Here is a 22,715-nt window from a genome sequence, read left to right as displayed (position 1 = left end):
ATGGATCTCAAAGGACTTGTGGACAAGGCCAAGGCCGCGCTCAAGGGCAACCCGAGCCTGATCGAAAAGGGCGGCGACACGGTCAACAAGGTCACCGGTGGCAAGTACGCCGGTCATGTCGACAAAGCGCAGGACGCCGTCAAGAAGGCGGTCGGCGCGGACACCCCGAATCCGCAGAACCCGCCACCGGCGCCGAAACCCGATCAGCCGAACGTCGTTCCGCCGAAACCTGAAGAGCCGAAGCAGAATCCGCCTCAGGGATAGAGTTCGGCAGCTGTCTCGGCTCGCGCATGCCGCCGATAGGACGAGACGGTCGGGTCGGCGGCGATCCAGAACCGCCACGGCACGTCGGCGGCACGTCGCACCCCGACGCGTGGTCCGGAACTGATCGCTGCCGGCGTCACCGCCGGTGATCGCTCCAGGCTGACCGGTCGGCCGTCGTCGAGGTGGCTGTCGAGATCGTCCATCGTGATGCCGAGTGCGCGGGTGAGATTTCCCGGCCCGCGTGCCAACCACACGTCGTTCTTCGCGGTCGGCCGTCGTTCTCGCGCCAGATCCAGGCCGTCGATGATCTCGCCGGCGCGGATCAGCACCGCCGAACCCTGTTCGGTGGGTCCGGTCACCACATTGGCGCAGAAGTGGCCGTGGATCCGGTAGACGTAGAGGCGTCCAGGTGGGCCGTACATGATCTCCGACCTGCGGGTGCGGGTATATGCGTGCGACGCCGGGTCGTCGCGGCCGCCGTACGCTTCGACCTCCGTGATGCGGGCGGCAACGCCGTGCCCGCGCAGAACGGTGCCCAGCAGCGCTCGGGCGTTGTCGCTGACGCTAGGCTCACTGACCATGGCCAAGACTAGTGACTCCATCGATGTGGACCTGTCTGTCGAAGATACCTGGGCCGCCGCGTCGGATCTGACGCGCTACACGGAGTGGCTCGTGCTGCACGACGGGTGGCGATCGGCGATTCCGGCCGCCGACGAACTCGGCGAAGGTGTTTCTCTCGCATCGGTGGTCAAGGTCAAGGGCACCCGCATCCGGTTCGACTGGACGATCGAGAAGTACCGTCCACTGGAACAGGTGCGGTTGAAAGGCAACGGCAAGGGTGGCGTGAAGGCCAAGCTCGACCTGGGCATAGCGCCCGCCGATTCGGGATCGACAGTAACCTTCACAGTTGATCTCGGCGGTTTGCCACTGATCGGGCCGGCCGGCAAGGCAGCGGCCATGGCGGTATCCGGAGATCTGCGGAAGTCGTTGACGACCTTCCGTGAGGTCTTCGGCTAGACGACAAACAGGGGGACGGCGATGGGGCGTCACAGTTCGGGCGGTGAGCGCCCGGAGTCGGGAGAAGGTCGAGATCGGCCGGAACCGCGAGCGGGACGTGAGCAACAGGGGTCGGCGGCGCAACGAGCGTCTCGGACGGGCCCGATCGACATGCCCGCGAGCGGTCCGATCGAGCGGCAGTCGTCTCGGCGCGGCTCCGACGACGATTTCGGGTTCGAACACCGACGTACCTCGACGGGTCGTCGTGCGGGATGGCTCTGGGGCGCAGCCGCGCTGATCGTGGTGGCCGCCCTCGTCACCGGCTTCGTGCTGTGGCGAACGGGCGCCGTCGGGTGTGGTGACCGGGAGACCATCGCCATCGCCTCGGACCCATCGATGACGAGTGCACTTCGCACCGTCGCCCAGCGGGCATCGGAGGATTCCTGCTACGACTACGAGGTCAACGGCGTCGACGGTGCCGAGGTGCCCGGTCAGCTGACCAGTGGCGACAAGGCGCCGGACCTGTGGGTTGCAGATTCGCAGATCCAGGCGCGCCGGGTCACCACGCAGGTGCGTCGCGATCTGAACATGGTGTCGCCGTCGATCGCCTCCTCGCCGACCGTGGTCGTCGGGAAGTCCGTCCCGCAGTTGAACAGCTGGGTCGATGTCATGAAGCTGCAGGATCTGCGAACCGGCAGCCCGATCGACACGAGTACCGGTGACGCACCCATTGTCGGCGCACTGGCCGAGGTCAACGCCGGAAATCTGTCCGAGAAACAGCTGACCGGCGCGATGACGGTGCTGGCGGTGCAGCAGAACAACGCGCGTCTGGCCAACGACAGCGAGCGCACCCGACTGAACCTCGCGAACACCACCGATGTCCCTGTGGTGACCACCGAACAGCAGTACCTGCTGTTCACGAGAACCCACAAGGGATCGGAACTCAAGGCGTCGGTACCCTCCGACGGCACCGTGATGCTCGATTACCCGATGGTCAACACGGCGAGCTCGGCACGCAGCGACACGGCGGCGAAGGCGGGCAAGGAACTGGCCGACCGGCTTGCGTCATCGGACGGCCAGAAGACCCTCAACGAGTCCGGCTACCGCAATCCGGACGGTGCCGCGCTACCCGACGGAGCCGGAATCGGTGAGGTCAAGAACCTCGAGCTCAAGGATCCGTCACAGGTCGACCGGGCGATCCGGCAGTGGCAGGTGCTCGGCGTGCCCATCCGTACGCTCGTCGTCGAGGACACGTCGGGTTCCATGGCCGCTCCGGCGGGTGACACGACGCGCGCCGGATTGCTCATCGATGCGTCGATGACCGGTCTCACCCTGTTCCCCAACAACGCCATGGTCGGCGGTTGGGCGTTCGGTATCGACAAGGGCGGGTCCGGTCAGGACTGGAAGTGGATGTCCCCGATCCGGCGCCTCGATGCGGCGGCCGTGGGTGGCGGAACGCATCGTCAGGAACTGGCCCGCGCGGTCCGTCGTGGTCTCGCGCCCTCTCAACTCGGTGGCGGGACCGGCCTCTACGACACCACGCTCGCGGCGTTCAAAACGGTGCAGGACAGCTACGACCCGAACTACTCGAATTCGGTCATCATCATGACCGACGGTCAGAACGAGGACCCGAACAGCATCACCCTCGACCAGTTGCTCGGGCAGTTGAAAGAACTCGAGGATCCGGCGCGTCCGGTCCTGATCCTGACGATCGGGATCTCCGAGGACGCCGACACCGAAGCCTTGAAGGAGATCGCCGATGCCACCCCGGGCGGCACCACCTACGTGGCGCAGACACCGGAGGACATCAAATCCGTGTTCGTCGACGCGATCCAGGCACGTGTGGCCGCGGCCGGGCGCTGATCCGACCGACGGGAGCTGTCCGTCACCTGAGGATCACCTGGTGATTCGCTTCGCCCGCTGGTCGTCGGGTGGGCCCTGCTGCAGAATCGATGCATGACCCGTAAAGACGCCCTGCCCCGTGCCGCCGGGGTGGCCGCAGCGCTGGCCACCGTCGGACTCGTGACCGGTGCATGCGGAGCCGACGACCCTTCGGACACCGCCGTGACGAGTTCGATGGCTTCCGGCGGTGCGACCGACACCGCCTCGGCGGCAAGCGGGACCTACAAGGACGGGGAGTACTCGGCGACCGGGCACTACGTGTCACCGGGCGGACCGCAGCAGGTCGGTGTCACCGTCACACTGTCGAACTCGATGATCACGGCACTGAGCCTGGACACGAGCCAGACCAAGGGAACATCCAAGGAATTCCAGGGCAAGTTCGCGAGCGGCATCGACGCTTTGGTGGTCGGCAAGAACATCGACGACCTCGACGTCGACAAGGTCTCCGGATCGTCGTTGACGTCGACGGGCTTCAACGATGCGATCGACCAGATCAAGACCGAGGCACAGGTCTGATACGTCGGTGACCGCTGTGCGATCGCAGACCCATGAGTGGTGTTTCGATGCCCTCGGTACGCGCTGGGAGATCTCGACGCCCACTCCTCTCACCGATGATGCGGCGCATCGAGTGGCCGACGAACTCGATCGGATCGATCGCGTCTGGTCCCGGTTCCGGGACGACTCCACAGTCGCCGAGATCGCCCGACATGGGGGCCGTCATCTCATCGCCTCGGCGGATCAACCTCTCGTCGACTGGTATCGAAGGCTGTATGACCTGACGGGCGGAGCGGTGTCGCCGATGGTGGGTCAGGTCCTCGCCGACGCCGGTTACGACGCCGAGTACAGCCTGGTGCCGCAGCCCGTGGTCGGATCCGCGCCTCGGTGGGACGATGTTCTCTCCGCTCACACCGGCGCACTCGAGGTCCGTCGCCCGGTGCTCCTCGACGTCGGGGCCGCCGGGAAGGGGTTCGCCGTCGACCGCGTCGCTGCGATCGTCGGCGAGGAGGTCGACAGCTATGTGGTGGACGGCGGCGGTGACATGCGGATCCGATGGCCCGATGGTCCGATGCGGGTTGCACTCGAGCACCCGCTCGACGCCGAGAAGGCCATCGGGGTGGTGGAACTCGGCGACGGAGCGATCTGCGCTTCGGCCGCCAACCGACGCGCGTGGGCGGACTGGCACCACATCGTCGACCCACGTTCGGCGTCCCCTGCCCGGGAGGTGCTTGCCACCTGGGTGATGGCCTCCGACGCGATGCTCGCGGACGGGCTGGCCACCGCGCTGTTCTTCACTTCGGCGTCGACCCTGCGATCCGGCTTCGATCTCGACGACGTGGGATTCCATCACGTGACCGTCCGACGAAACGGGACCGTCGAGCACACCGACGTCCCGGGGCTGGAATTGTTCCTATGACGCGGCTGATCCCGTCGTGGCTGACGGCTCACCGTGCCGTCCTGCTGTCGCTGTTGCTTCTCGCCGTGGTGGCGTTCGTGGTGTCAGCGACAGATGACGAGTTCGCCTACCGGCCGGACGAACTGGCGTTGTCGTTGACGATCGCAGTGCTCGTCATCGGGTTCGTGACCTATCTGGGCGCCGCCGTGATCCGGGTGCCGCCCGGATCGGATTCCTGGTTGATCACGGCGTTGATCCTGTTCTTCATCCTGCCGGGCGTCACGGATTCGGGTTCGGCGATCACGGTCGCGGTCGGAGCGGCCGCGGCCGGAGCATCGAAGTACGTGCTGGCGTGGCGACGTCGGGTGGTGATCAATCCCGCGGTCGCGGGCGCCGTGGTGGTCTACGCGTTGGCGTACGCAGAGGTCGGCTCCATCGGTTACCCACTGTGGTGGATCGCCGCGAAACCCTTGGTGATCCCGATGATCGTCATCGGAATGCTCTTGGTGACGGTGCTCCGCGAGTGGCGACTGGTCGTGGTCTTCCTCGTGGCGACACTGGCGACGATCGGTGTCCTCGAGATGACCGAAGGCGGACAGTCACTGGAATTCTGGTACGCATCGAGCCCGACGTTCTTCGTGGCGGCGGTGATGTTGCCGGAGCCCCTCACGTCTCCGACGACGCGCATGCACCGGTCGATCTACGGGGCCATTGTCGGCGTGCTGATGTACTGGCAGGTCTCGATCCCGGTGACCGACTCGTTCAGTCTCGAGTTCGTCCCGGAGACCGCACTCCTCGTCGGATCGCTCTATGCCTTCATCGTCCGGCTCGTGACGCACAGTCCGTCCGCGCGGCGTATGCCCCTCGTCCCCGCCGGTCGCGCGCGTGCCATCGCAGCGGACACCTATGAGATGGAACTGAGCGCGCCGGCGCCGACGACGTTCGTCCCCGGACAGTGGGCACTGCTCAGCACGCCGGCGTGGTCGAGACCGGTCTGGCGCGGTTCACGGCGAGTGTTCTCCTTCGCGGACGCCCCGGGCACCGACGGGGTCCGCTTCGCGTTCACCGCGTCGGGCACGCCCTCACACTTCAAGCGCGCTCTCATCGCGAGCGACAACCTTCGCGTGTTCCTCGACTCGTCGGGAGGCGATTTCGTCCTGCCCCGGACCAGGAGAGGTCGGCCGATCGTCTTGCTGGCGTCGGGTATCGGGATCACGCCGTTCCGGTCGATGCTGTGCTCCGCGATCGCCGACGGCGGTGACCTGAGTCGCGTCACGCTGATCCACGTCGTCCGGACGGCCGACCGCGAGGTCTTCGGCGATGTCCTCGATGTGGCACGAGATGCCGGAGCCTCGGTCCGGGTGGTCGAATCGGCCGATCACGCCGACGGCCTCGACGACGGCGCGCTGCGTGAACTGATCGGGGACATCGACGGCTCTCCGCACTATTTCGCGTCTGGCAATCCGAGATTCGTCCGGTCGAGTGCTCGCAGTATCCGGCGCCTCGACCCTGCGTCCCGGTGGCAATTCTGGCGTGTCCACACCGACGCATTCCTCGGTTACTGAGGGCCCCGCTCCGACGACGGGGAAGGGATTGTCACTCCTCTTGCGCCAGCCGCCGTAGGACCGCGAGAACCTGCTCGATCATCGGTGACGGGTCGTCGGCGCGTCGTGCGACGGCGAGATCGACAGGTGCGACGCCCGGACTCAAGGGCAGATATCGCACCCCGGCGACACCGAGCGCGGCGGTGGGTTCGGGGACGATCGCCACGCCGAGTCCCGCGGCCACCAAGGTCACCAGCGTCGACGTCTCCGTGACCTCGTGCCGGATTGCCGGCACGAATCCGGCCGATGCACAGATCGCCGCGACAATGCCGTTCATGACCGAACGGCCGTGGCCGGCGTGGACGATGATCTCGGCGTCGCGAAGGGAGCCGACGTGGACGGTCTCGCCCCGCCAGCGGGGGTCACCTTCGGGTACTGCGACGAACAGCCGGTCGTGTCGAATCGTCTCGACGACGATCTCGGCGCCGCCGGCCGGGGGGCGCAGCAGCGCCAGATCGATCTCGCCGGCCATCAGAGCCGACAGCTGTGCGGGTGCCAGCATCTCGCCGCGCACACTGACGTCGAGGTCGGGGAGCTCCTCGCGAAGAGCGCGGACCAGGCGGGGAAGCAGCGAGTAGGTCGCCGAACCGACGCAGCCGATCGCCAGCGTGCCCTGCCGGCCTTCGGCGACGCGTTGCGCCTGCAGACCGGCCACGTCGACGGCGTCGAGGATGGCCTCTACCCGTTTCAGGTAGGCCGTGCCCGCGGGCGTCAGTTCCACGCGTCGGGTTGACCGAACGAAGAGGGTCACACCGAGTTCGGCCTCGAGATGGCGGATCTGCTGCGACAACGGTGGCTGCGCGATGTGCAACCGTTCCGCGGCACGACCGAAGTGCAGTTCCTCGGCGACGGCCCGAAAGTACCGAAGATGACGAAGCTCCATAATTGAGACTCTACATATATCAACAGCGGGGAAATAAATACTTCTCAATATCGGATGTCGTTCTTATGGTGGACGTATGAGTTCCGGATCCGACGTTGTCATCTGCTCGCCGTTACGCACCCCGGTCGGGCGGATGGGGGGCGCATTCGCCTCACTGACCGTGACCGACCTCGCCACCGGATTGCTGCGTGAGCTCGCCTCGCGGACCGGCCTCGGCGAAGGTGACATCGATGATGTGATCCTCGGCCAGGGATATGCCAACGGTGAGGCTCCGGCGATCGGCCGGGTCGCTGCCCTCGATGCCGGGCTCGGCACCGGGGTTCCCGGGATGCAGGTCGACCGGCGCTGCGGTTCCGGGCTGCAGGCGATCCTCAACGGTGCCGCGCAGGTCGCCACCGGCGGCGCCCGCCTGGTGGTGGCCGGCGGTGCCGAATCGATGTCGAATGTCGAGCACTACGCGCTGGGTCTGCGGACCGGCATCCGACAGGGTGGGGTCGAACTGATGGATCGCCTCGATCGGGGACGCCTCACGGCCGGCGGCGACAGCCATCCCGTCCCCGGCGGGATGATCGAGACCGCCGAGAACCTCCGTGCCCGATACGACATCAGCCGGACGGAGCAGGATGAACTCGCGGTTCGCTCCCACCAGCGTGCGATCGCGGCCCACGACGATGGCCGGTTTGCCGACGAACTCGTTTCCGTGACAGTCCCCGGCAGACGCGGAAAGCCGGACGTCGTGGTGGATCGCGACGAGCATCCCCGTGCGGATGCCTCGGTGGAGTCGATGGCCGCGCTACGTCCGATCCGCCGCAAGATCGACCCCGACTCCACTGTGACCGCCGGCAATGCGTCCGGTCAGAACGACGGCGCCGCCATGTGCGTCGTCACGACCCGTGACGAAGCTGCTCGTCGAGGTCTCGATCCGATGCTCGCACTCACGTCGTGGGCGGTCACGGGCTGCGAGCCAGAGGTGATGGGCATCGGCCCGGTGGCCGCCACTGCCGCTGCGCTCGAGCGTGCCGGCCTCACCCTCGATGAGATCGACCTCATCGAACTCAACGAGGCCTTCGCCGCCCAGGCACTCGCGGTCCTGGCCGAATGGAAAGTCGACGCGACCGATGATCGCTTGAATCCCAACGGCTCCGGGATCTCTCTGGGACACCCGATCGGTGCCACGGGTGCTCGCATCCTGGCCACCGCAGCACACGAGGCGCGTCGTCGCGATGCGCGCCATGTACTGGAGACGATGTGTATCGGCGGCGGCCAGGGTCTGGCAGCGATCTTCGAGGTCATCCGATGAGCGCGGTCGAGGTGGAGGCGGTGGTCTCCGGACGTGCCGACGGACCCGTTGTGGTGCTGTCGAATTCGCTCGGATCGACCTACCGGATGTGGGATGCCCAACTCTCGGCGTTCGAGGAACGGTTCCGCGTGGTCCGCTACAACACGCGAGGGCACGGTGCGTCGCCGGTACCGCAGGGCCCGTACACGATCGACGACCTGGCCGACGACGTGATCGGTTTGCTCGACCGGCTCGACGTCGAGCGCGCCCACGTGGTGGGACTCTCACTCGGTGGTATGACGGCGATGCGGATCGCGATTCGCAATCCGGAGCGGCTGAATTCGCTCGGATTGCTGTGCACCGGAGCGCAGCTCACCCCGTCGTCGGCGTGGACCGACCGGGCGGCCACCGTTCGCGCCCAGGGGAGTGCAGCCGTAGCGGAAGCCGTTGTGCAGCGGTGGTTCACCCCCGCCTACCTGTCCGGCAACCCGGACAGCCGCCGCTACCACGAAGCGATGGTGGCCGATACGTCCGCCGAGGGATATGCGTCGTGCTGCGAAGCGATCGCGGTGATGGACCAGCGTTCGGAGCTCGCATCGATCTCCGCCCCGACCCTGGCAATTGCCGGCGCAGACGATCCGGCATCCCCGCCGGCCAAGCTCGAAGAGATCGCCGACAGAGTGCAGAACGGTCGACTCCTCGTCGTCCCGCAGTCGGCACACCTCGCCAACGCCGAGCAACCCGAGATCATCACGCCCGCACTGATCGAACACCTGGAGCAAGTATGAGCATCGACAAACTGGCAGATTCCGCCGCCGACGCGGTTGCCGACATACCGGACGGCGCCAGCCTCGCCGTCGGTGGATTCGGGCTCGCGGGCATCCCGTGGTTTCTCATCGAGGCGTTGCTCGACCAGGGTGCGGCCGAGCTCACCATCGTGTCGAACAACTGTGGCGTCGACGGCGCGGGACTCGGACTGTTGTTGGAGGCCAGGAAGATCGACAAGGTGATCGCCTCCTACATCGGGGAGAACAAGGAGTTCGGCAGGCAGTTCCTGGCGGGCGAGGTCACCGTCGAGCTGACACCGCAGGGCACGCTCGCCGAGCGCATGCGTGCCGGTGGCAGCGGGATCGGCGCCTTCTACACACCGACGGGTGTCGGGACGCTCGTCGCCGACGGAGGGCTGCCGTGGCGGTACAACCCCGACGGCAGTGTCGCTCTCGCGTCGCAGCCGAAAGAGGTGCGCACGTTCAACGGTGAGGACATGGTCCTCGAAGAGGCGATCGTCACCGACTACGCGCTCATCCGCGCGGCCGTGGTCGACAAGGCAGGCAACTGCAAGTTCCACGCCGCGGCAAGGAATTTCAATCCGCCCGCGGCGATGTCCGGACGGACCACGATCGTCGAGGCGGAGCGTGTCGTCGAGGTCGGGGAGCTGGGCCCCGACGAGATCCACCTGCCGGGGATCTTCGTCAAGCGCATCGTCGAGCTGACCCCGGAACAGGCTGCGCGCAAGGAGGTCGAGCAGCGCACCACGCGGCCCCGACCCGATCGGACCGACTCCCACCACACCGACCAGCCTGTTCACTCCTAGGAGGACACCATGACCTGGACTCGTACCGAGATGGCGGCACGTGCCTCGCGCGAACTCCGCCCCGGCGCCTACGTGAACCTGGGTATCGGTTTGCCGACGATGATTCCCGACCATCTGCCCGACGACTCGGGAATCACTCTGCACGCGGAGAACGGAATCCTCGGCGTCGGACCGTATCCATATGACGACGAGGTCGATCCGGACCTCATCAATGCCGGTAAGCAGACCGTGTCGGTGTTGCCGGGGTCGTCGTTCTTCGACTCGGCAACGAGTTTCGCGATGATCCGTGGCGGACATGTCGACGTCGCGGTGCTGGGCGGCATGCAAGTCGCGTGCAACGGCGACCTGGCCAACTGGATGGTCCCGGGTGCGATGGTCAAGGGCATCGGCGGCGCCATGGACCTGGTCAACGGCGCCGGCCAGGTCATCGTACTGATGGAACACACCACCAAGAAGGGTGATCCCAAGCTGGTCGCCGACTGCTCACTGCCGCTCACCGGTCGGTCTGTGGTGAGCCGCGTCATCACCGATCTCGGTGTGTTCGATGTCAACGGTTCGGGATTCGACGTGGTCGAACTCGCGGCCGGTGTCGACCTCGCGGTCGTCGAGGCAAAAACCGGTGCGCCGGTGGTGGATCGGACGTCGGTGAGCGAGCCGGCGTCAGTCTGACACCGCGTCTCTGCGTTGTGGTCGAGTAGCTGCGATCGGAGTGAGTGGCGTATCGAGACCGGGTGTTGTCGGGTGGTCTCGATTTGGCGCCTCGCTGCGCTCGGGGCCTACTCGACCGGCGGTTGGGTGCGTTCGGGTCTACTCGACCGGCGGAAGCCGGCGTAGCGCCGCCAGTTCGGAACGAGATCGGATACCGAGTTTGGCGTAGATGCGAGTCAAGTGATACTGAACCGTCTTGGGGGAGATGTACAGTTCCGCCGCGACCTCGCGGTTGGACATGCCGCGCGAGACGAACTCGGTGACGGCTTCCTCCTGCGGCGTCAGGTCGACCGCATCACGATCCGATCGGAGGACGTTGAGTCCGCCCGCCTTGAGTTCGCGTTCGCACCGCTCCACGTAAGTGCCGGCGCCGAGCGACAGATACATCTCCCGCGCTGTTCCCATCACCACGTCGGCAGCGCGGCGTTTGCCCGCGCGACGCAGTGTCTGGCCGTACGCGAAGTTGACGCGCGCCAGATCATAACGGAGCGGCAGCCCGTCCAAGAGCTCCAGCGCCTCTTCGAAAGTGTTTCTGGCCTTGTGTATGTCGCCGGTCGCACCGAGTAACCGGCCGCGAGCGTACTTGAGCCGGGCCGACGCGGACCGGTGTCCGCGTTGCTCGACGAGCTCTTCGTACGGGCGTAACAGATCATCGGCGGCGTCGAGTTGGCCGTCGATGACGAGCGCATTGGCCAAGACATCGACCCACGGCCACCAGCCGGGCTCACCGAGCCCGGGAACCTCCTCGGCCATGCGCGTCAACGGCTCCAAGGTCCGCCTGACCTTGCCGTAGTCGGCAGCGGCCTCTGCGATCTGTCCGCGTGCGAGCAGGTCAGGAATGCGCATGATCTCGTAATCGCCGGCGGCGGTCGCCGCCTCCTGCGCGCTGCGGTGGGCCTCGCCCCAATCCCCGCGTAGCGAGTGGATCTGTGCAGCAGTCCAATTCAGGAGCGGAGTGGCCAGCGCTATCCCGCTGGTGCGCGCAAGCACCCGTCCCTGTTCCACCGAGTGCAATGCCGGTTCCCAGTCACCGGTGAGGAACTGCGTTCGAGCCAGCCAGCCCAGCGCCCACAGCGAGATCCGCGCGGACCCGCCGAGATTGGCCATCGACACTGCCGTCTCCAGATTGCTGCGGGCGGCGCCGACGTCGTCGAGTCCCAGTTGCAGCCAGCCACGGCCCATCGTCGCGCGCTGCGCTTGCGCCCCGAATCGAATCTGTTCGGTGAGGGCGGCGTATTCGGCGACCGCCTCGGCGGACCTGCCCGACCACGCCAGGCCGAGACCGCGGATCACCGCCGCTTCGACACCGGCGGGCGACCGGCTGCCCGCCATCGTGATGGCGCGGTCGGCCCACTCCACCAATTCGGTTCCCTGGCACCGGACCAGGTTGTGCAGGACGTATCGTTGCGCGATGAGGGCGGCCGTGTCCGGATCACGATCGAAACTGACGATGTCCCAGGCTCTGTCGAGGCGCACCTGCGCTTCGGCCGCGCGGCCGCGCAGGATGGCGAGGTAGGCCAGGGCGGCATTTCGCAGTGGCGTTTCCCGAAGGCTCTCCACCTGTGGGACCAATGCCCCTGCACCCACGCAGTCGCCCGCCGCGAGCAAGGCGTCCAGCGCCAATGTCGAACGTGTCTCGCGTATCAAGGGATCCGGTGTCAGACGACCGGCTTGCTGAAACAGTCCGGCCGCCTCGGCCCAGGCACCGTCGGAGCCCCGGTCTCTGGCGAGTGAGTCGAGAGCGTCGGCGAGCGCGGGATCCGGGTTCGCCGTCGCGGCAACGCGGTGGTGGAGTTGTCGGACCGGATCGGCGACGACCGACGCGGCCCGGCGGTGGAGGTCCCCGACGGCGCGGATGCCCATGACCTCCAGAATCGCCGCCCGGATCAGGGTTCCGGCGACGCGTGGCTGGGCCTGTGCCGGTGTCAGCGCGGTGGGTGCCACCACCAAACCGGTCCGCAGGGCCTCGTCTACCGCCGCGAGCGGGTCGTCGATCTCAGCGAGGGCAACGGCCGTGCCCAGCGAGTCCGAGTCGCTGAGCACGGCAATGGCCTCGATCAGCGCGCGGGTCGGCTGTTTGCAGACCGCGAGCCGACGACGAACGTCCAGCACCACGCGAGCGGGAGCGGGAAGCTCGACGTCGACCCGGGACCAGACGCCCGACGGCAATTCGTCGAGCAGGGCTATCGCGTCGCGGGGATTGCCTTGGGTGTGCTCGGTCAGCCGATCGACGACAACTGGATGGAGAACCCGGCCACGCGCGATCGCCAAGGCAGCGATGTCGTCACGATCGAGGCCACTCAGGCGAAGCGTATCGGGCAGCAGAGCGCTGATCGCGGGCGTCGGTCGGGAGGCGGCGAGCACAACCAGTATTGGGGTATCGCGGCAGGACCGCACCTGCGCAGCGACGTCGCGGACGAGGTCGTCGTTCTGGTCGGCGTCGTCGGCGAGCAGCAGCACGGGCTCCGCGGCGCTCTCGATGATCTCGTCGACGACTGTTCCGGGCACGGCCCCGTCCGAGAGCAGACAGGTATCGACGCCGGTTTCCCCGGCGACCTGAGCGAGCCGTTGCAACACGGTGCTCTTACCGATGCCGGCGTCGCCGACGATGGTGATGAACCCGGGTCGGGTCGCGGCCCTGGCGCGATCGAGAAGTTGGGCGATCTCACGATCCCGTCCGAGACACTCCGCCGCGATGATCACCGTCCCATCGTATGTCCGATGAGTGAGGTTCAGCCCAGATCGCCGCCGGCCACCGGCAGTACGGTCCCGGTGATGTAGGCAGCTTCCTCGGAGGCGAGGAAACAGATCGCGGCGGCTTGCTCGTCGAGTGTTCCGTAGCGTTTCACCAGCGACGACGAGATGGTCTGGTCGACATGCGCCTGGAACCATTGCTGCTCGGTCGGATTCGTCGGTTCCGGGGTGCCCCGAGAGATGCGGCGGGGCGGCGCCTGGGTACCGCCGGGCGCGGTGGCCACCACTCGGATGCCGCTGTCTGCGTATTCCATTGCAAGCGAGGCCGTGATGGCGTTGATACCGCCCTTGGCGGCCGAATACGGAATGCGATGGATGCCACGCGTCGCGGCCGACGACACGTTCACGATGACGCCGTTGCCCGCGGTGACCATCGACGGGAGCACCGCGCGACATGCATACAGGGTGGTCATCAACGACCTGTCGATCTCTGCCCGGATCTGCTGTTCGGTGAACTCCGTGAACGGCTTGAAGTTGATCGCACCACCCACATTGTTGATCAGCACGTCGACGCGACCGTAGGCCCCTAGCGCGGCACGCACCACCGACTCGGCGCCGTCATACGATTCGAGGTCGGCAATGACGGGAATCGCACCGGGGCCCGTGGCGTCGAGCTGCCCGGCCACCTCGGCGACGATGTCGGAACGATCCGCCAGCACCACCTTGCCGCCCTCGGCACTGACCCGCCGCGCCGCCTGAGCGCCGATACCCTGCGCGGCGCCGGTGACCACCACCACCTTGCCGGCGAATCGGCCGGGGGTGACGAATCGCGGTCGGTTCGTGGCCATCTCGTCGGCCATGGCGCGCCGCATGGTCTCCTTGGACCGGTCGGCGTGGTCGGCGATCAACGTGCGCGCCGCCTCACGATCACCGGACTCGAATGCCGCCACGATGTCCACGTGGTCTTGGGCGCATCGTGGATGGCACCACGTGGCGTTGCGCAGCACCTCGCCCATCCGGCCCTTCACCCCGAGCGCCTTGTAGGCCTCGAGGAGGTGGTTGTTGCCGGTCAGCGTGAACAGATAGTCGTGAAAGTTCGCGTTGGACTCCGTGTACTCCGCGGCATCGACGAAATGCTCGCCGTCGACGAACGGCAATGTGGTCTCCGCGAGCAACCGGTAGCCGGCGAGTTGTCGGCTGCTGAGACGGCCGAATGTCAACTCGAGCGCCCCGAGTTCCAACGCGGCGCGTGCTTCGAACAGCGCGTCGGACTCGTGGATGGCGGGGTGCTCCTCGCCGATCTGGTAGCCCTCCGGTGTGACCATGGTGGCGTTCGGGGCCTGCTGTGCCACAGGGGTATCGGAGGTCCCCGATACCGGTACCGCGGCCGTGGCGACCGCCGGCGGTGTGAATTCCGGGGACCGAAGTGGCTCGAGCCCGGTCGGCGCGAACATCTCTTGACCGGCGATGCCGCGAGCGGACACGGGCGCCAATGCGCCGTCGTCGGGGTCGAGTTCCACGGTCGTCCCGGTCGCCGGCCACACCCGCTGTCCGGCGATGCGGGAACGGGTGTCACCTTCCTCGAGGGCGACAGTGCCGGGCCAGGGTGCGATGTCACTGTGCGGAAGGGTGATCTGGCCGGCGACGGCGCGCGCATCGGGTGCTGGGATCACCGGTTCGTCGCCGACCGGGTTCACCGGCTCGGACGTCGAGACGGCAGACGCCTCCTCGATCACCGCCGGGGGAACGGCCAGCGCGAATTTCTCGTAGTAGAACCCCGTCGGCTCGATCCCCGCTTCGTTGATGTGGGTGCGGACAGATTCCACCATTGGGGGCGGTCCGCAGAGGTACACGGCGACGTCGCCGCCATGGAGATGCTCGGGCTCGATCAAGCTCATCACATAGCCCTTGTTCGACGCCGCGCTACCAGGGTCGGAAACACAGTGGTCCCAGGTGAATCCGGGTAGTTCACGGGCGAAGTACTCGATCTCGTCGAGCGCGACCAGGTCGATGTCGGTCGACACCCCGTAGATGAGATGGACTCGACGGTCGCTGTCGTCGTCGTGCATCTTGCGCAGCATCGACAGGATGGGAGCCAGACCGGTACCGCCTGCCAGGAGCAGAACCGGTCGGATCGCCTCGCGGAGGAAGAACGAACCGTGTGGTCCGATGAGGGTGACCGGATCCCCACGCTGTGCGCGGTCGGTGAGATAGGTGGACATCGCACCACCCGGCGTCAGCTTCACCAAGAAGACGAGTCGCTCCTCGTGCGGGCCGTTGGCGAACGAATACGAGCGTGTGAGCGGGCTGCCGGCCCCGTCATCGGTTCCGGGCACCGCGATGTTGACATACTGGCCGGGTAGGAACGCCAGGTCACCGCGGTTCGGGATCTCGATACTGACGCGCATCGTGGTCTCCGACAGCCGATCGAGACCGACGACCGACCCGGTGAACGTCGACGCCTGCGTCTTGGCGATGTCAGAGGTAGCCGAGATGTCGAGCACCAGATCGGATCTCGGCTTCATCGAGCAGGGGAGGGCGTAGCCGGCGGCGGATTCGTCGTCGGAGAGCGCATCCTCGATGTAGGTGCCGCCGTCGTAGTCGCCGGATTCGCAGAAGGCCTTGCAGGTGCCGCACGCCCCGTCGCGGCAATCGAGTGGGATGTTGATCCGCTGGCGATACGACGCGTCGGCCACGGTCTGGTCCTCGCGGCATGTGATAAATCGTGTGACACCGTCTTCGAACGCCAGCGCGATCTGGTGGGTTCTGGGTTCGGCCTCGGTGGCCGCAGCCGAGTTCCGGTCTGTCGTGACATTCATGTGCTGATGTCCCTAGAAGTGGTAGATGTCCACCACATGGTGGATGTAGTCGTTCTTGAGCACGATCGTCTTACGCCGGATCAGCGGTTGCGCACCCGAGAAGTCGATCGTGTAAAACGATGTGCCGTAGTAGGGGTCGACGGTGTTGTACCGGAAATACATGGTGTGCCAGTTGAACCGGACGTCCACGAGGTCACCTCGACGCTCGATGACCTCCACGTTGTTGATGTTGTGACTGGTCCGTGGTTCGGGCAGTGAGGTCGCCGACGACCGTTCGGTCCGGATGCGGAAGACCCGATCTTCCAGGCCGCCCTTGTTGCCGTAGTAGATCAGGGAGATCTCCCGCTGCGGGTCCTCGGTCAAGCGGTCGCGGTCGTCCCAGGCGGGCATCCAGTAGACGACGTCGTCGGCGTAACAATCGAGCCATTTCTCGAACTCACGGTCGTCGAGGTATCGGGCCTCGCGGTAGAGAAACTGCTCGATCATGTTCTGGGTGATGAGCTTTTCCGCAGCGGTGGTGGTCGGCGTGGGCTCTGTGGCGGTCATCGAATGTCCTGTCTGACGGGTCTTTCGGAGAGGGCGTGGTCTCGGTGTCGGGCAAGGCGGTCCGGCGGGGCTACGCGACCGTTGAGGACGATGCCTCGGCCTCGGCGGCCTTGCGCATGGTCTCGAGCCAGTAGCCGTGTTGTACCGGATAGAGCCCCTCGTCCTCGTTCTTCATGCCTGCCGAGATCACGCCGGTCATCCCGAGTGTCTCGGCGACCGGGTCGGGACCGGTCAGCCAGTGTTCGGCACCGCGGCTCATGTCGTTCCACGGTGCGGCCTCGGCCCGAAAGGTGAGCTGGCAGGACCGGAACTCCTCGAGGTCGTCCGGCGTCGCCATGCCTGAGGCGTTGAAGAAGTCCTCGTACTGCCGGATGCGGTGGGTGCGCGCCGCATCGCTCTCACCCTTGGGGGCGATGCAATAGATCGTCACCTCGGTCTTGTCCGGCGCGATCGGCCGGAAGTGGCGGATCTGAGTCGAGAACTGGTCCATCAGATAGACATTCGGGTACAGACACAGGTTGCGGGAGCCCTTGACCATGAATTCGCCCTTGGCGTCGCCGAATTCCTTCTTGAGCTCGTCCATCTTGTCCCAGAGCGGGCGGTCCTGCGGGTTGGCGGCCCAGGTCCACAGGCAGAGGTGACCGTTCGGGTACGACCAGTATCCGCCACCGGACTTGCCCCAGCCACCCGCGTCGAGGGCCTTCGTGTCGTTCTTCGATTCGCCGGTGTTGCGCCGTGACGTGGTGGCGGCGTAGTTCCAGTGGGTGGCGGTCACGTGGTAGCCGTCGGCGCCGTTCTCCGCCTGGACTTTCCAGTTGCCGTCGTAGGTGTATGTCGATGCTCCGCGAACCACCTCGAGGCCCTCGGGCGACTGGTCGACCAGCATGTCGATGATGGTCCGGGTGTCGCCGAGGTGCTCGTCGAGGGGCAGCACGTCGGGATTGAGGCTGCCGAACAGGAACCCGCGGTAGCTGTCGAATCGGGCCACCTTGGTGAGGTTGTGAGAACCGTTGACGTTGAAGGTATCCGGATACCCGGCGTCCTCGGGGTCCTTCACCTTCAGCAACGTTCCGTCGTTGCGGAAGGTCCATCCGTGGAACGGGCAGGTGAGGGTCATCCGGTTGTCGGTCTTGCGCCGGCAGATCATCGCGCCGCGGTGCGCGCACGCATTGATCAGGCAATGCAGTTCGCCGTCCTTGTCACGTGTGATCATCACCGGCTGCCGGCCGATGTAGGTCGTGAAGTAGTCGCCCGGCTCGGGTAGCTGACTCTCGTGGGCCAGATAGATCCAGTTGCCCTCGAAGATGTGCTTCATCTCGAGTTCGAAGATGTCCTCGTCGGTGAAGATGCGACGGTTCGCCCGGTAGACACCTGCTTCGCGGTCGTCGACGACCGCATCTGCCAATACCGAATTCACATGGTGCAGGTTGTCGGTGGTCGACGCGGTCATGCTCTACCTCCAGAGGCGGTGGATGTGGGCTGTCTCTGCACTGTGACACCGCGTGGCATCGATCACACTAGGGCTATGACTAGTCCTGACCAAGCATGTGATTGATAGATAGTGTTCATCAATAGCGGAAAACTGTGTCCTTGTCAGGTATGTATCCGCGACTTACGGTTGATTCATACGTGGTGTCGATCACAGCAGGTCATCACGGTCGGACAGGACGGGACAGCGCACGGACATGGAGCTACGGCACCTTCGCTACTTCGCAGCCGTCGCCGAAACCTGCCACTTCGGGCAGGCTGCGGCGCAGCTGCACGTTGCGCAACCCGCGCTCTCGTATTCGATCCGGCAGCTCGAGAACGAGCTGGACGTCATGTTGTTCACCCGGACAACTCGCCAGGTCGCGTTGACGCCGGCGGGCGAATATCTCAAAGGCGAGGCCGAGCGCATCCTGGCGGGGGTCGACGACGCGGTGGACGGCGTTCGGCGTATCGCGGCGGGCCGCAGCGGACTGGTACGGGTGGGTTTGACCGGTATCGCCGCGTTCTCGCATCTACCGAGGATCGCGCGGATCGTCAAACGTGAACTGCCCGACGTCGACCTCCAGATCCAGTCGGACATGCTCACGCCGCTCCAATGCGAGAGCCTGCGGACGATGTCACTCGATCTCGGTGTGCTGCGCCCACCGGTGGTCGGGGAGGGCGTCGACATGCGCACGATCGACATCGAGCCGATGGTGCTCGCCGTGTCGGTCGACCACCGGTTGGCCGTCGAGCCCGTGGTCTCGATGGACGACCTGCGCAACGAGATGTTCGTGATGTACGACAGCCGCGATTCCGCGGTCAACGACGCCGCGATCCGAAGTTGTCACCGAGCCGGTTTCGTTCCGCAGCGCGCACATCAAGCGCCGGGTACAGCCGTGTTGCTCGCTCTGGTCGCCGCCGGACTCGGGGTGGCCGTTCTGCCGGCGTCGGTCCGTTCGCTACCACTCGAAGGTCTCGTGATTCGCGATCTGGTCGACGGCGGCACTGTCGAGCTCGCATTGGCTTGGCGCGCGGGGCAGAACAATCCGGTGGTGCAATCGGTCGCCGACGCCATCGCCGCCGCGTTTGCCGGCGCTTATCTGGGAGAAGAACAGTGAAAATCACCGCGATCGAGGCGATTCCGTTTGCGATCCCGTATCTCAAACCATTGAAGTTCGCTTCCGGAGAGGTTCATACCGCCGAGCACGTCCTGGTCCGGGTACACACCGACGACGGGATCGTGGGCGTGGCGGAGGCGCCGCCGCGACCCTTCACCTACGGCGAGACCCAGGACGGGATCATCGCGGTCATCGAAAAGGTCTTTGCGCCGCAGGTGATCGGGCTGACGCTGCTCGAGCGTGAGGTGGTGGTCTCCCGGCTGGCGCGCACGATCGGCAACCCGACCGCGAAGGCTGCTCTGGACATGGCGATCTGGGATGCGCTGGGTAAGACGCTGGCGCTCCCGGTGTCTGATCTGCTCGGCGGCTACACCGATCGCATGCGAGTCAGTCACATGCTCGGTTTCGCGGATCCCGCGACGATGGTCGGTGAAGCCGAGAAGATGCGAGACATCTACGGGATCACCACGTTCAAGGTGAAAGTGGGTCGACGCCCGGTGACGCTCGACACCGCTGTGGTCCGAGCTCTCCGAGAACGATTCGGCGACGAGATCGACCTCTATGTGGACGGTAACCGTGGGTGGACCGCGTCGGAGTCCGCTCGGGCGATGAAGGAGATGTCCGATCTCGGACTCCTGTTCGCCGAGGAACTGTGCCCCGCCGACGATGTGGTGAGTCGACGGTGGCTCGTCGGCCAGATCGATGTGCCGTTCATCGCCGACGAGTCGGTGCCGACTGCCGCCGATGTCACCCGCGAGATACTCGCCGGGTCGGCGACGGCGATCAGCATCAAGACCGCGCGCACCGGTTTCACCGCGTCTCGACGCGTACACCACCTGGCCGAGGGACTCGGCCTGGATGTGGTGATGGGCAACCAGATCGACGGCCAGGTCGGCACGTCGTGCACCTTGGCCTTCGGCGCCGCATTCGAATCAACCTCACGAAACGCCGGGGAGTTGTCGAACTTCCTGGACATGAGTGACGACCTCCTGGCCGAGCCGCTGCAGATCCGGGACGGATACCTGCATCGATCATCGGCCGCCGGAATCGGTTTCGAGATCGATCCCGAGAAACTCGCCCACTATCGCATCGATCGGAGCTGACGAGATGCTGTTCCACGTACGGATGGACGTCAACATCCCCCATGATCTGGACCCGGACACCAGAGCCGAGACCGTGGCCCGTGAGAAGGCCTACTCGCAGGAGCTCCAGAGATCCGGTAAGTGGCCGCACATCTGGCGGATCGTCGGCGAGTATTCCAACTTCTCGATCTTCGACGTGTCCGACAACGACGAACTGCACAGCATCTTGTCGGGGCTTCCGTTGTTCGCGTACATGGACATCTCGGTGACCCCCTTGGCAACCCATCCCTCGGATATCGCTGCGGGCTGACCGGCCCTCACCCGAAGCGTCAGCCCACAGGCCAGCACAGAAGGAGTTTCACCCATGACCGACATCAGCTTTGACGCCGAAACGACCGCGAAGGCAGCAGACTCGGGGGCCAATGCCTCCGCTCGATTCCGTGAGCGCATGGCGAGCGCCGGAAGCCGCTCCGGTGTGGTCGACACCGAGCGCGTCAACTACCTCGCCACCAAGGTGGTCAAGGGACTGAACGACATCATCATCGAGGACCGGGTCAGCTACGAGGAGTACAACGCCCTCAAGGCGTGGCTGATCCGGGTCGGTGAAGACGGCGAGTGGCCGCTGTTCCTCGACGTGTGGCTCGAACACTCGGTGGAAGAGGTCGCCAACGAACATCGTGAGGGCAGCAAGGGCACCATCGAGGGCCCGTATTACATCGACGGCTCGCCCGAGCTTCCGTGGAACGGCACCATTCCGATGCGCGACGACGAGCCGGGCACCCCGCTGGAGTTCGCAGGACAGGTCCGCGCGGTGGACGGAACCCCGTTGTCGGGGGCGAAGGTCGAACTGTGGCATGCCGATGACCTCGGCTTCTATTCGCAGTTCGCCCCAGGCCTGCCCGAATGGAACCTGCGCGGATCGTGGGTCGCCAACGAGGACGGACGATTCGAGATCCACACCTTGCGTCCGGCGCCTTACCAGATCCCGACCGACGGTGCGTGCGGTCAGCTCATCGAGGCGGCCGGCTGGCACGCCTGGCGTCCGGCTCACCTGCACTTCAAGGTGAGCGCCCCGGGTTACGAGCTGATCACCACGCAGTTGTACTTCCCGGGCGACCCGCACAACGACGACGACATCGCCACCGCGGTCAAGCCGGAGCTGATGCTCGACCCGCAACCCGCCGCGAGCGGTGACGGCGTCGTGGTCAACTACGATTTCGTGCTGGATCCGGAGAGCTGATCGAGTAGCCGACGAGCATAGTGAGGAGGCGCATCGAGATCACTGCCACCACAAGGTGATCCCGATACGCCCTCGCTTCGTCGTGCCGTGACCGGACCGCGCCCCCGGTGTCACCCCACGAGCGGGAAGACCTCTCGTGCAAGGAGTTCGAGCTGATTCTCGTCGTCGGCGAGTGGCCAGACGAGGACTCGATGGACACCCACATCGCGATACTCGCGCAGCAACGACGCGCATTCCTCGGGTGAGCCGACGAGGACCCTCCCGGCGAGGTCATGGACATCTCGACCGACGAGGTCCGCCAGCCGGGAGAGCCATTCCGCCCGTTCATGCCCGTCGCGGGTGATTCGAGTCCACATCGTGGCGAGCACACAGGTCAGTTCACGGCCATCGCTGGTGGAGCGGTTCGCGCGCAAGGTCTCCCGACCCAGATCGAGTCGTTCCGGGGTCGTGTTGTAGGCCGACGCGATCCAGCCGTCGCCCAGGCGCGCAACCCGTCTCAGACCTGCGGGCGACCCCCAACTGGCGATCCACACGGGTGGTCTGCCCGGTCCGCTCGGTCGCGGCGCCAACTCGGCCGGGGCAGGGCGGCGACGGCCAGACGACGTCGGGTCGTCGTCGCGCCCCAGTTGCATCCGCAACACCCTGACCGCTTCGTCGAATCGGGGCCAGCGCTCGTCGAAGTCGACACCGGCGAGGGCGTAGTCGGTTGCCGAGGAGCCCGGACCCACGCCGAGTACGAATCGACCACCGGACAGGATATCCAGAGCTGCGGCAGCTTTCGCGAGCGCCGCGGGGCCGCGGACCACGGGTAGCGCAACCGTCGTCGCGAGGTCGAGATCGCCGCTCGCGTCGATCACCGACGACAGCGCGACGATCCCGTCGAGCCAGGGCCGGCCGAACGCGAGGTGATCGTTGGCCGCGAGGGTGGTGAATCCCAGCCGCTGTGCGGTCCGCGCATATGACGCCATCCGTTGCACATCCCAGCCACGACCGTCGAGGTCGATCAGCGGCAGATGTGCGCCGTACTCCATCTCTGGAACGTACTCTCGTCCGAGTGTGCTGGTCGAGGTGTTGGTGCGGTGGTCTCGATACGCCGCCCACTTCGTTCGCGGCTACTCGACCG

Annotated in this window: 21 protein-coding genes; 14 read left to right on the top strand and 7 right to left on the bottom strand. The window is 65.9% G+C overall.

Annotated features, from left to right (window positions below):
* The gene (locus tag GTV32_RS09685) at window positions 1–264 is read left to right on the top strand and encodes an antitoxin (protein WP_161060103.1); all 264 of its coding nucleotides are present in this window, start codon (window positions 1–3) and stop codon (window positions 262–264) included.
* On the opposite strand, the gene GTV32_RS09680 is transcribed toward GTV32_RS09685, so the two are convergent.
* Entirely contained in the window at window positions 255–866 is a 612-nt protein-coding gene (locus GTV32_RS09680) for a DNA-3-methyladenine glycosylase (RefSeq protein ID WP_161060101.1), read from the bottom strand. The two genes, GTV32_RS09685 and GTV32_RS09680, sit on opposite strands and share 10 nt — an antisense overlap.
* On the opposite strand from GTV32_RS09680, the gene GTV32_RS09675 reads away from it, so the two are divergent.
* The 5 genes from GTV32_RS09675 to GTV32_RS09655 all read left to right on the top strand — a co-directional run bounded on the left by GTV32_RS09675 (window position 844) and on the right by GTV32_RS09655 (window position 6,120).
* Window positions 844–1,281, top strand: coding sequence for an SRPBCC family protein (locus GTV32_RS09675; RefSeq protein ID WP_161060099.1), 438 nt, complete (start codon window positions 844–846; stop codon window positions 1,279–1,281). The two genes, GTV32_RS09680 and GTV32_RS09675, sit on opposite strands and share 23 nt — an antisense overlap.
* A 150-nt stretch (window positions 1,282–1,431) precedes the next feature.
* Complete coding sequence (locus tag GTV32_RS09670; protein ID WP_237421507.1) at window positions 1,432–3,123, top strand: substrate-binding domain-containing protein; 1,692 nt, start codon at window positions 1,432–1,434, stop codon at window positions 3,121–3,123.
* 93 nt (window positions 3,124–3,216) lie between these two features.
* Window positions 3,217–3,678 carry an FMN-binding protein gene (locus GTV32_RS09665; RefSeq protein WP_161060095.1) on the top strand — a complete coding sequence of 154 codons (462 nt, stop codon included), beginning with the start codon at window positions 3,217–3,219 and terminating at the stop codon, window positions 3,676–3,678.
* Between the two features lie 7 nt (window positions 3,679–3,685).
* Window positions 3,686–4,576 carry an FAD:protein FMN transferase gene (locus GTV32_RS09660; RefSeq protein ID WP_343287270.1) on the top strand — a complete coding sequence of 297 codons (891 nt, stop codon included), beginning with the start codon at window positions 3,686–3,688 and terminating at the stop codon, window positions 4,574–4,576.
* Window positions 4,573–6,120 carry an FAD-dependent oxidoreductase gene (locus GTV32_RS09655; RefSeq protein ID WP_161060091.1) on the top strand — a complete coding sequence of 516 codons (1,548 nt, stop codon included), beginning with the start codon at window positions 4,573–4,575 and terminating at the stop codon, window positions 6,118–6,120. Before GTV32_RS09660 ends, GTV32_RS09655 begins: the two co-directional genes overlap by 4 nt.
* Before the next feature lie 31 nt (window positions 6,121–6,151).
* On the opposite strand, the gene GTV32_RS09650 is transcribed toward GTV32_RS09655, so the two are convergent.
* Window positions 6,152–7,042: a LysR substrate-binding domain-containing protein gene (locus GTV32_RS09650; RefSeq protein ID WP_161060089.1), complete on the bottom strand. Its 891-nt coding sequence runs from the start codon at window positions 7,040–7,042 to the stop codon at window positions 6,152–6,154.
* 76 nt (window positions 7,043–7,118) lie between these two features.
* Here GTV32_RS09650 and GTV32_RS09645 point away from each other — a divergent pair, with 76 nt between their 5' ends.
* The 4 genes from GTV32_RS09645 to GTV32_RS09630 are packed head-to-tail and all read left to right on the top strand — an operon-like array spanning window position 7,119 to window position 10,584.
* The gene (locus tag GTV32_RS09645) at window positions 7,119–8,342 is read left to right on the top strand and encodes an acetyl-CoA C-acetyltransferase (RefSeq protein WP_161060087.1); all 1,224 of its coding nucleotides are present in this window, start codon (window positions 7,119–7,121) and stop codon (window positions 8,340–8,342) included.
* Complete coding sequence (gene pcaD, locus GTV32_RS09640) at window positions 8,339–9,109, top strand: 3-oxoadipate enol-lactonase (RefSeq protein ID WP_161060085.1); 771 nt, start codon at window positions 8,339–8,341, stop codon at window positions 9,107–9,109. The genes GTV32_RS09645 and pcaD overlap by 4 nt, the downstream gene beginning before the upstream one ends.
* Window positions 9,106–9,915, top strand: a complete 810-nt coding sequence (locus tag GTV32_RS09635) for a CoA transferase subunit A (protein WP_161060083.1) — start codon at window positions 9,106–9,108, stop codon at window positions 9,913–9,915. The genes pcaD and GTV32_RS09635 overlap by 4 nt, the downstream gene beginning before the upstream one ends.
* Before the next feature lie 9 nt (window positions 9,916–9,924).
* Entirely contained in the window at window positions 9,925–10,584 is a 660-nt protein-coding gene (locus tag GTV32_RS09630; protein WP_161060081.1) for a 3-oxoacid CoA-transferase subunit B, read from the top strand.
* Window positions 10,585–10,722: 138 nt separating this feature from the next.
* Here GTV32_RS09630 and GTV32_RS09625 read toward each other — a convergent pair whose 3' ends face one another.
* The 4 genes from GTV32_RS09625 to benA form a co-directional block, all read right to left on the bottom strand.
* A complete protein-coding gene (locus tag GTV32_RS09625; RefSeq protein WP_161060079.1) occupies window positions 10,723–13,326 on the bottom strand; it encodes a LuxR C-terminal-related transcriptional regulator in 2,604 nt (867 codons plus the stop codon).
* Window positions 13,327–13,355: 29 nt separating this feature from the next.
* Window positions 13,356–16,136, bottom strand: coding sequence for a benzoate 1,2-dioxygenase electron transfer component BenC (gene benC, locus GTV32_RS09620; protein ID WP_161060077.1), 2,781 nt, complete (start codon window positions 16,134–16,136; stop codon window positions 13,356–13,358).
* A gap of 12 nt (window positions 16,137–16,148) precedes the next feature.
* Window positions 16,149–16,682 (bottom strand): benzoate 1,2-dioxygenase small subunit, encoded by a 534-nt coding sequence (benB, locus tag GTV32_RS09615; RefSeq protein WP_161060075.1) that lies wholly within the window; start codon window positions 16,680–16,682, stop codon window positions 16,149–16,151.
* Between the two features lie 70 nt (window positions 16,683–16,752).
* On the bottom strand, window positions 16,753–18,132 hold the full coding sequence (benA, locus tag GTV32_RS09610; protein WP_161060073.1) for a benzoate 1,2-dioxygenase large subunit: 1,380 nt from the start codon (window positions 18,130–18,132) through the stop codon (window positions 16,753–16,755).
* A 235-nt stretch (window positions 18,133–18,367) separates the two neighbouring features.
* Between benA and GTV32_RS09605 the strand changes: the two genes are divergently transcribed.
* From GTV32_RS09605 to catA, 4 genes are read left to right on the top strand one after another with little or no spacing between them, the layout of a single operon-like run.
* Window positions 18,368–19,270 (top strand): LysR substrate-binding domain-containing protein, encoded by a 903-nt coding sequence (locus GTV32_RS09605; protein WP_161060071.1) that lies wholly within the window; start codon window positions 18,368–18,370, stop codon window positions 19,268–19,270.
* A complete protein-coding gene (locus tag GTV32_RS09600; protein ID WP_161060069.1) occupies window positions 19,267–20,373 on the top strand; it encodes an enolase C-terminal domain-like protein in 1,107 nt (368 codons plus the stop codon). The genes GTV32_RS09605 and GTV32_RS09600 overlap by 4 nt, the downstream gene beginning before the upstream one ends.
* Window positions 20,374–20,377: 4 nt before the next feature.
* Window positions 20,378–20,662: a muconolactone Delta-isomerase gene (catC, locus tag GTV32_RS09595; RefSeq protein WP_161060067.1), complete on the top strand. Its 285-nt coding sequence runs from the start codon at window positions 20,378–20,380 to the stop codon at window positions 20,660–20,662.
* 54 nt (window positions 20,663–20,716) lie between these two features.
* The gene (gene catA, locus GTV32_RS09590; protein ID WP_161060065.1) at window positions 20,717–21,592 is read left to right on the top strand and encodes a catechol 1,2-dioxygenase; all 876 of its coding nucleotides are present in this window, start codon (window positions 20,717–20,719) and stop codon (window positions 21,590–21,592) included.
* A gap of 110 nt (window positions 21,593–21,702) precedes the next feature.
* On the opposite strand, the gene GTV32_RS09585 is transcribed toward catA, so the two are convergent.
* A complete protein-coding gene (locus tag GTV32_RS09585; protein ID WP_161060063.1) occupies window positions 21,703–22,623 on the bottom strand; it encodes an LLM class flavin-dependent oxidoreductase in 921 nt (306 codons plus the stop codon).
* Window positions 22,624–22,715 lie beyond the last annotated feature (92 nt).

Source organism: Gordonia sp. SID5947 (genome assembly GCF_009862785.1).
GTDB lineage: Bacteria > Actinomycetota > Actinomycetes > Mycobacteriales > Mycobacteriaceae > Gordonia.
This window is presented reverse-complemented; position numbering and strand designations above follow the sequence as displayed.

Bases quoted from the DNA above. Each gene is read 5' to 3' on its own strand.
- benC (WP_161060077.1), bottom strand. From the start codon at position 16,136: ATGAATGTCACGACAGACCGGAACTCGGCTGCGGCCACCGAGGCCGAA.
- benB (WP_161060075.1), bottom strand. From the start codon at position 16,682: ATGACCGCCACAGAGCCCACGCCGACCACCACCGCTGCGGAAAAGCTC.
- GTV32_RS09685 (WP_161060103.1), top strand. From the start codon at position 1: ATGGATCTCAAAGGACTTGTGGACAAGGCCAAGGCCGCGCTCAAGGGC.
- GTV32_RS09655 (WP_161060091.1), top strand. From the start codon at position 4,573: ATGACGCGGCTGATCCCGTCGTGGCTGACGGCTCACCGTGCCGTCCTG.
- GTV32_RS09645 (WP_161060087.1), top strand. From the start codon at position 7,119: ATGAGTTCCGGATCCGACGTTGTCATCTGCTCGCCGTTACGCACCCCG.
- GTV32_RS09680 (WP_161060101.1), bottom strand. From the start codon at position 866: ATGGAGTCACTAGTCTTGGCCATGGTCAGTGAGCCTAGCGTCAGCGAC.
- GTV32_RS09650 (WP_161060089.1), bottom strand. From the start codon at position 7,042: ATGGAGCTTCGTCATCTTCGGTACTTTCGGGCCGTCGCCGAGGAACTG.
- GTV32_RS09675 (WP_161060099.1), top strand. From the start codon at position 844: ATGGCCAAGACTAGTGACTCCATCGATGTGGACCTGTCTGTCGAAGAT.
- pcaD (WP_161060085.1), top strand. From the start codon at position 8,339: ATGAGCGCGGTCGAGGTGGAGGCGGTGGTCTCCGGACGTGCCGACGGA.
- GTV32_RS09630 (WP_161060081.1), top strand. From the start codon at position 9,925: ATGACCTGGACTCGTACCGAGATGGCGGCACGTGCCTCGCGCGAACTC.
- benA (WP_161060073.1), bottom strand. From the start codon at position 18,132: ATGACCGCGTCGACCACCGACAACCTGCACCATGTGAATTCGGTATTG.
- GTV32_RS09670 (WP_237421507.1), top strand. From the start codon at position 1,432: ATGCCCGCGAGCGGTCCGATCGAGCGGCAGTCGTCTCGGCGCGGCTCC.
- GTV32_RS09635 (WP_161060083.1), top strand. From the start codon at position 9,106: ATGAGCATCGACAAACTGGCAGATTCCGCCGCCGACGCGGTTGCCGAC.
- catA (WP_161060065.1), top strand. From the start codon at position 20,717: ATGACCGACATCAGCTTTGACGCCGAAACGACCGCGAAGGCAGCAGAC.
- catC (WP_161060067.1), top strand. From the start codon at position 20,378: ATGCTGTTCCACGTACGGATGGACGTCAACATCCCCCATGATCTGGAC.
- GTV32_RS09585 (WP_161060063.1), bottom strand. From the start codon at position 22,623: ATGGAGTACGGCGCACATCTGCCGCTGATCGACCTCGACGGTCGTGGC.
- GTV32_RS09605 (WP_161060071.1), top strand. From the start codon at position 18,368: ATGGAGCTACGGCACCTTCGCTACTTCGCAGCCGTCGCCGAAACCTGC.
- GTV32_RS09665 (WP_161060095.1), top strand. From the start codon at position 3,217: ATGACCCGTAAAGACGCCCTGCCCCGTGCCGCCGGGGTGGCCGCAGCG.